This is a genomic window from Actinomadura sp. CNU-125, from assembly GCF_001942465.1.
Classification (GTDB): domain Bacteria; phylum Actinomycetota; class Actinomycetes; order Streptosporangiales; family Streptosporangiaceae; genus Spirillospora.
In genome coordinates this window covers 1-6337 of the sequence record NZ_MKJY01000297.1, presented here as the reverse complement: position 1 = coordinate 6337, position 6337 = coordinate 1, and the positions used below count along the sequence as shown (strand labels likewise).

The 6337-nt window shown below is 71.3% G+C and carries 7 protein-coding genes; 4 read left to right on the top strand and 3 right to left on the bottom strand.

Annotation, left to right across the window (positions count from 1 at the left end):
* Both BJF79_RS29545 and BJF79_RS29540 read right to left on the bottom strand, forming a co-directional pair.
* Nucleotides 1-1397 (bottom strand): Tn3 family transposase (locus BJF79_RS29545; RefSeq protein WP_143220339.1); only part of this gene is annotated, 1397 nt, incomplete at its 3' end.
* Nucleotides 1382-2272 carry a DUF4158 domain-containing protein gene (locus BJF79_RS29540; RefSeq protein ID WP_262402738.1) on the bottom strand — a complete coding sequence of 297 codons (891 nt, stop codon included), beginning with the start codon at nt 2270-2272 and terminating at the stop codon, nt 1382-1384. The genes BJF79_RS29540 and BJF79_RS29545, both read right to left, overlap by 16 nt.
* Nucleotides 2273-2285: 13 nt before the next feature.
* Between BJF79_RS29540 and BJF79_RS29535 the strand changes: the two genes are divergently transcribed.
* Together BJF79_RS29535 and BJF79_RS29525 are read left to right on the top strand one after the other, a co-directional pair.
* Nucleotides 2286-3236 carry an alpha/beta hydrolase gene (locus tag BJF79_RS29535; RefSeq protein ID WP_083734144.1) on the top strand — a complete coding sequence of 317 codons (951 nt, stop codon included), beginning with the start codon at nt 2286-2288 and terminating at the stop codon, nt 3234-3236.
* 711 nt (nt 3237-3947) lie between these two features.
* The gene (locus BJF79_RS29525; protein ID WP_075902280.1) at nt 3948-5042 is read left to right on the top strand and encodes a flavin-containing monooxygenase; all 1095 of its coding nucleotides are present in this window, start codon (nt 3948-3950) and stop codon (nt 5040-5042) included.
* A gap of 33 nt (nt 5043-5075) precedes the next feature.
* Here BJF79_RS29525 and BJF79_RS29520 read toward each other — a convergent pair whose 3' ends face one another.
* Nucleotides 5076-5372: a metalloregulator ArsR/SmtB family transcription factor gene (locus BJF79_RS29520; protein WP_316043469.1), complete on the bottom strand. Its 297-nt coding sequence runs from the start codon at nt 5370-5372 to the stop codon at nt 5076-5078.
* A 146-nt stretch (nt 5373-5518) separates the two neighbouring features.
* Between BJF79_RS29520 and BJF79_RS56010 the strand changes: the two genes are divergently transcribed.
* Both BJF79_RS56010 and BJF79_RS29515 read left to right on the top strand, forming a co-directional pair.
* Nucleotides 5519-5680 carry a hypothetical protein gene (locus tag BJF79_RS56010; protein WP_158079326.1) on the top strand — a complete coding sequence of 54 codons (162 nt, stop codon included), beginning with the start codon at nt 5519-5521 and terminating at the stop codon, nt 5678-5680.
* A gap of 46 nt (nt 5681-5726) precedes the next feature.
* Nucleotides 5727-6337, top strand: a 611-nt coding sequence (locus tag BJF79_RS29515; protein ID WP_143220338.1) for an FAD-dependent oxidoreductase, incomplete at its 3' end; no start/stop codon positions are given.

Here is a 6337-nt window from a genome sequence, read left to right as displayed (position 1 = left end):
GTGTGGATGGCGTCCAGGATGAACAGCGAGTCCCGCAACGTGCCGGGCACCACCAGGCCGCCGATGCCCATCACCTGATCGTTGACGACGTTCAGCCAGGTCGCGCCGCGCTGGCGGCCGAAGTAGATCGGGTTGTGGCCGGTGTGCAGGTTGGCGACCGGGACCACGAACCGCAGCCCGTCGGCCGAGGCGATCTGCCCGCCACCCCACGTGCGCACGATGTCGATCCCGGCCTGCGCGGCGATCAGCCGGGCGTTGGCCGCCGAGATCGTCTCCGCCCGTAGATAGCCCTGGTCGACCTGCTGAAGGCGAGCGCGCGTCAGCGCCGCCACGTCCGGTTTCTCGATCGGCACCAACCCGACGTTGCACGCCTCGGCCACCAGCAACCCGCACAGGCTGACCGGAAAGTCCTCCATCGGCGAATCGGCGCCGGAGATGTGGGTGAAGTCGGCCGCCAGCCCGGTCCGGTCGAACACCTCCAGCAGCAGCTCGGGGAAGTCCACCCGCGGCAGCATCTGACCGACCAGCGCACGGAACTCGGTCATCAGCGGCGGCTCGGCCAGCGGCCCCAGCTTCTCGATCTGCAGACGTCCGCCGACGAACTGCACCGCGGTGTTGCCCCCGAGACCGTCCAGCACCCGGGTGTAGGCGCCCTCCAGCGCCGAGGCGAGTTCGGCCAGATGCCCGGCCGGTTCCTCCTCCAACTCCAAAGCGGCCAGCACCCGCGGCCGCGCCGCGTCCCAGCTCCCGCCCTCCAGCAGCCGGGCGCGCGGATCGCTCCACCGGTCCGCGCCGACCGCGAACACGTCCCGGCGGCGCAGCGCGGTGTGCAGGTGCATCACCGCGCACAACGTGAACGCGGCCTTGTCGACCTGACCCGCCGGCAGGTCGGGGTTGGCGAACACCAGCGGCCGCCACGACCCGGTCACCAGGTCCTCGTGCGCGGCGACGTCCGCGCGGTCGTAACGGCGGCGGGCCTTGGCCATCACGGCCGCCGCGGCCACCATCGCCAGCACGCCCCGCCCGGCCTCCACCGCACGGAACTCGATCACCTCCAGCAGCAGCTCGATGAACTGCTGCACCGTCCGGTACCGCTTGACCAGCTCGGCCCGCCACGCCGCCGCGGCGTCATCGTCGGTCTCGGGCACGAACGCCGAGATCGTGGCCACCGCCGCCGACAACTTCTCCCGTGGCACCACCCGCTCGATCTCGTTCCACACCTCCGCCAGCGAAACCAGACGGTCCCCGGTCGCCTGCGGCGCGCTCATCAGGATCTCCATCGCCGAGGCGACATGCCGTGCGGCGCTGCGCAGCTTCGGCAGCGTCCGCAGCTGCTCGGCCTTGCCCGCCCGCTCCGCCCTGGCCAACAGGTTCGAGGTGATCAGCAGATCCAGCACATCCAGCGCGTCATCGATCGACGCGGTCTCCAGATGCCGGACCGTGGCCAGCAGCGTCGCCGTCCGCCGCCCAGGCTCCAGCTCCCGCAGCGTCGCGCCTTGGACGCCATCCCGTACCGGGCCAGCCCCGCCAGCTTCACCGCCGGCACCGGCTCGATGTCGACCCGCCCGGCCCCGAGCCCGGCGATCTCTGAAACCCGGTCCAGCTCCCGCACCAGCACCCGGCCCGACGCCTTCACCGGCGACGTCCGCAGCCGCTCCAGCTCCGAAACCCGCCGCCCCTCGGGCACCTCCAGCAGGCCCCGCAACGCCGCGGCGGTCCCGGCCGGAGTCCGCTCGGCCAGCAGCCCGTACAACCGGGCGTTCTCCACCCGGCGGACCTCGGCCACCAGACGCGTCGGCGTCGTGATCCCCGGCAGCAGCACCCGATGCTCCACCAGCCACACCACCGCCCGGTCGAACAGCGCACGCGGCCCCTCGGTCGATGCCCACACCCGCCGCGCCCACAACGCCCGCAGCTGCTCCTCCGCCGACTCGAACTCGGTGTAGCCGTAGGCGTCCCGGATCTCCCACGCATGCTCGTACCGGCTCTGCCTCCGGTCCGCATACGCCCCGAACTCCGCCGGATCGACCTCGACCTGCTCGGCGGCGAACCGCACCACCACCTCCGGCACCGCCGACAGATCCTCGGTCACGAACGCGCCCAGCATCCGCACCGCACCCCACTGCACCGCCCACCCCAGCCGGTTCGCCGGCGCCCGCTTCGACCGAGCACGCGTCAACGCCCGCTCGTCCAACCGGAAGAACAACTCCAGCTCACCCGGCGACGGCTCCGCAGCGAACCGCCCGTACCTCGCCACCTGCTCATCAGACAAGAAATCCACTGGCATGCCCGGCAACGTAAAAGCCGCGACCAGCACAAACGAACCAAGTGATCAAACCGAAGCAGAGATCCCGCACATGTCGCTACTGACCGTTCCGATCCTCCTCACAGGCCAACTCGTCCGGTGGGTCGAGTACGAGCGCGGGATGCACGCACGATGGATGGCGGACGTCACCGGCCCTTCGATGCACCAGGTCACCGACCTGGTGATCGCGAGGCGGCCTGCGCGGTTGTACCGGCCGAGTGCCGACGCGGCGCTGCCGGCTCTGGTCTACCTGCATGGCGGCGGCTGGGTGCTCGGCGACATCGACTGTTATGACGGGGTGGCCCGGAGGCTGGCGGTGGCATGCAACACCGCGGTGGTGTCGCTTGGATACCGGCGTGCGCCCGAGCATCCCTTTCCCGCGGCGCTGGAAGACACCGTGGCGGCGATGGAATGGCTCGGCGCGCACGGCGGCGAATGGGGCATGGACGCCTCGCGCATCGGGCTCGCCGGCGACAGCGCCGGGGGGCAGTTGGCGGCAGCGGCCGGTCTACGCCTGGCCGCCTCCGGTGGGCCGCGGCCGGCACTGCAGCTTCTGATCTATCCGGCGCTGGATCTGCGTGATCAGCGCGGCTACCCCGACATCATGACCCGGGTGCTGTCGCTGTATCTGGGCTCGCGGGAGCGCACGGACGGCGAGGTTTCACCGTTGCTGGCACCGGATCTGGCCGGGATGCCCCCGACGGTGATCGCGACCGCCGAGCACGATGTCCTCCACCCTCAAGGGGAAGCCTTCGCCGCCCGCCTGCAGGACGCCGGTGTGGCCGCGACCCATCTGTTCGGGCAGGGGCTGCAGCACGGCTTCCTGGGACAACTCGGCACGGTCCCGGCGACCGCCGACTTCCTGACCGCCATCGGCTCCGAGGTCCGCCGAATCCTGCATGAGGCACCGGACGCTGGTCTGCGCGCTTGACCGCCACCTTGCCGAGGCGGCCGAGGCAGGGCAGGGCCCTGAGCACAAAGCCGAGGTCGCCGCCGATTACCAGCGGACCGTGGACCGGGTCCGGAGCACCGCGCAGCGGCCACCCGACGCGCGACAGGTCGTGAGGAATCTCCGGGGCCTTAGTGGGCCACCGCTCGTGATCGCGCGCACGTTCGGCGGGCACTCGCCGTCAGCCGGGCGGCTCGGGCTCCGGCGGCGGGCAGCAGGTGTGCAGGTATGTGCGCAGCTCGGTGAGGGACGCGTCGACGGCGGCGGAGTCGATGCGGTAGTGAACCTGCTTGCCGACCTTGCGGGAGGTGAGCAGGCCGCCGCGGCGCAGGATCGCCAGCTGCTGCGACGCGGCCGGCTGCGAGATGCCCAGGCGTCGGCGACGGCGCCGACGGTGATCTCGATGCCGCCGGTGAACAGTTCCAGCATCTGCTGCCGCTGCTCGCTGGCCAGCGCCTTCAAGAACTCACGGGCTCCCGGTCCGAGTTGCGCAGCCCCACCGCACACGCCTGTGGCCGCGTCCTGACCGCGGGTGGCGTTCGTCGCCTCCGGGGCCACAGCGGGCCCCGACGATGGCCGAATCGCCGGTGGTGTCATCGCCAGCTCCCTTCGCGGCCTCCGCAGGACGCACTCCTCACCTTACGCGACACATCATTGTATTGACATATAAGAAAGTAGCGATATGTTGCGGGCATGAGCACGCACACCGCATCACTGATCGTCATCGGCGGCGGCCAGGCGGGGCTGGCAACGGCCCGCGTCGCCCGGGACATGGGCCTGGCGCCGATCGTTCTGGAGGCCGCGAACCGGGCCGAGGGGTCCTGGCCGCACTACTACGACAGCCTCACCCTGTTCTCGCCCGCCGGCCGCAGCGGTCTGCCCGGTGCGGCGTTCCCTGGCGATCCCGACCGCTACCCGACGCGCGACGAGGTCGTGGAATACCTGGCGGGCTACGCGCGGCGGCTGGACGCCGATGTCCGCACCGGCCACCGGGTCGAGCGGGTGTCCGCACCGGACGGACGGGAGTTCCGGGTCGCCGTGTCCGGTGGGGAGGAGCTGACCGCGCCGCTGGTGGTCGCCGCGACGGGAGCCTTCAGCCGCCCGCACAGGCCCGCGCTCGCCGGCCTGGACACCTTCGACGGGACGGTGCTGCACTCGTCCGACTATCGGCGCCCCGAGCCGCTGGCGGGCAAGCGGGTGGTGATCGTGGGCGGCGGTAACTCGGCGGTGCAGATCGCCATCGAACTCGCCGCGGTCGCCGACGTCACCCTGGCCACACGCCACCCGCTGCGGTTCATGCCGCAGCGCATCGCCGGACGGGACGTGCACATCTGGTTCCAGCGCACCGGCCTGGACACCGCGGGCTGGGCCAAGCCCCTGCTGACCGGCGGCAAGGGCACCCCTGTCATGGACACCGGCACCTACCGCGACGCCATCGCGACCGGCAACCCCGACCGCCGCCCGATGTTCACCCGGCTCGACGGCGACCAGGTCGTCTGGGACGATGGCACGCGCGAGCACGTCGACGTCGTCCTGCTGGCCACCGGCTACCGGCCCGGCGTGGACTACCTCGCCGGCCTGGGCGCTCTGGACGACGACGGGCTGCCGCGCCAACGCGGCGGCGTCTCGACCACCCATCCGGGGCTGGCTTACGTGGGGCTGGAGTGGCAGCGCTCGTTCGCGTCGGCGACCCTGCGCGGGGTCGGTGCCGACGCCCGCCATGTCCTGACCCGGCTGCTCAAGCAGCCCAGGCCGGACGGCAAGAAGCCGGCGCGGGCCGCGAACTGAGGCGCCTCGATCATCTGGCGGAAAGCGCGAATGTCAGGTGCCGGTGAGGACAGGCAGCGCGAACAGCCCCGACAAGCGGGTCAGCTTCTCGGCCACCACCCGGTAGTACACCCACGTCCCGCGCCGTTCACCCTCGATCAAACCGGCGTTGCGCAACACCTTCAGGTGGTGGGAGATCGTCGGCCCCGACAGCTGGAACGGCCCGGTCAAGTCGCACACGCACGCCTCACCGTCCTCGGCAGAGGCGATCATGTTCAGCAGCCGCAGCCGGACCGGATCGGCCAGCGCCTTGAACACCCCGGCGAGCTCAACGGCCTCGTCCTCGCGCATGAGCGGACCGCTCAGCGGCGTGCAGCACACGCCGTCCCCCACAACACCCGGTTCCATCAACTTAGACATGCATCTAATTTGACACGCATCTATCCAGCGAGGCAAACTCCGTACTGCTTAGACGGATATCTAATCAGGAGGTCGTGGTGAAGACCTTGTTCGCCCGCATCACCGCCCATCGGCCTACCAGCCCACGCATCGGGAAGATCACTTTCCAGGATGGGCGCGGCGAGGTCTGCACCCGCGCCTGCCGCTCGGCCGCCCACCGCGACCGCGTCACCATCGCCGCCTACCGCGCCCGCTTGTGACGCGCCCGCCCGACAACAGGCCTGCTCTCTCACCTAGGAGGATCCGATGAACAACCAGACTAGTCCGCAGGAGCCCACCGCGCAGGCAGGCTGCTGCGGAGCCGGCGCTGCCACCACCGACATCGGTCAGCCGACGGCCACGGCCGTCACCACAGACCAGATCGGTGACGTCCCTGTCGCCGGGCCGGTCGTGGTGATCGGCGCCGGGCCGGTCGGGCTGGCCACCGCCGCGCACCTGGCCGAACGCGGCCTCGGCTTCCTCGTCCTCGAAGCGGGCGCCGAGGTCGGGCCGCGGCGATCCCGCGAGTGGGGTCACGTCCGGCTGTTCTCGCCGTGGCGCTACGACACCGACGCCGCCGCCCGCCGCCTGCTGGAGGCCACCGGCTGGTCGCTGCCCGACCCCGACCACCTGCCCACGGGCGCCGAACTCGTCGACGACTACCTCATACCGCTGTCGCGGGTGCCCGCACTGGACGGACGCGTCCGCACCCGCACCCGCGTCCTCGCCGTCACCCGCCGGGGCGCGGACGCCACCCGGACGATCGGCCGCGACGAGCGTCCACTGCTGGTGCGCTTCCGGGAGGCCGACGGGACGGTCCGCGACATCGACGCCCGCGCCGTCATCGACGCGTCCGGCACCTGGGGCAACGCCAACCC

Excerpts from the sequence above, each read along its gene's own strand:
- BJF79_RS29535 (WP_083734144.1), top strand. The coding sequence starts at position 2,286 with ATGCCCGGCAACGTAAAAGCCGCGACCAGCACAAACGAACCAAGTGAT.
- BJF79_RS29525 (WP_075902280.1), top strand. The coding sequence starts at position 3,948 with ATGAGCACGCACACCGCATCACTGATCGTCATCGGCGGCGGCCAGGCG.
- BJF79_RS29520 (WP_316043469.1), bottom strand. The coding sequence starts at position 5,372 with ATGCGCGAGGACGAGGCCGTTGAGCTCGCCGGGGTGTTCAAGGCGCTG.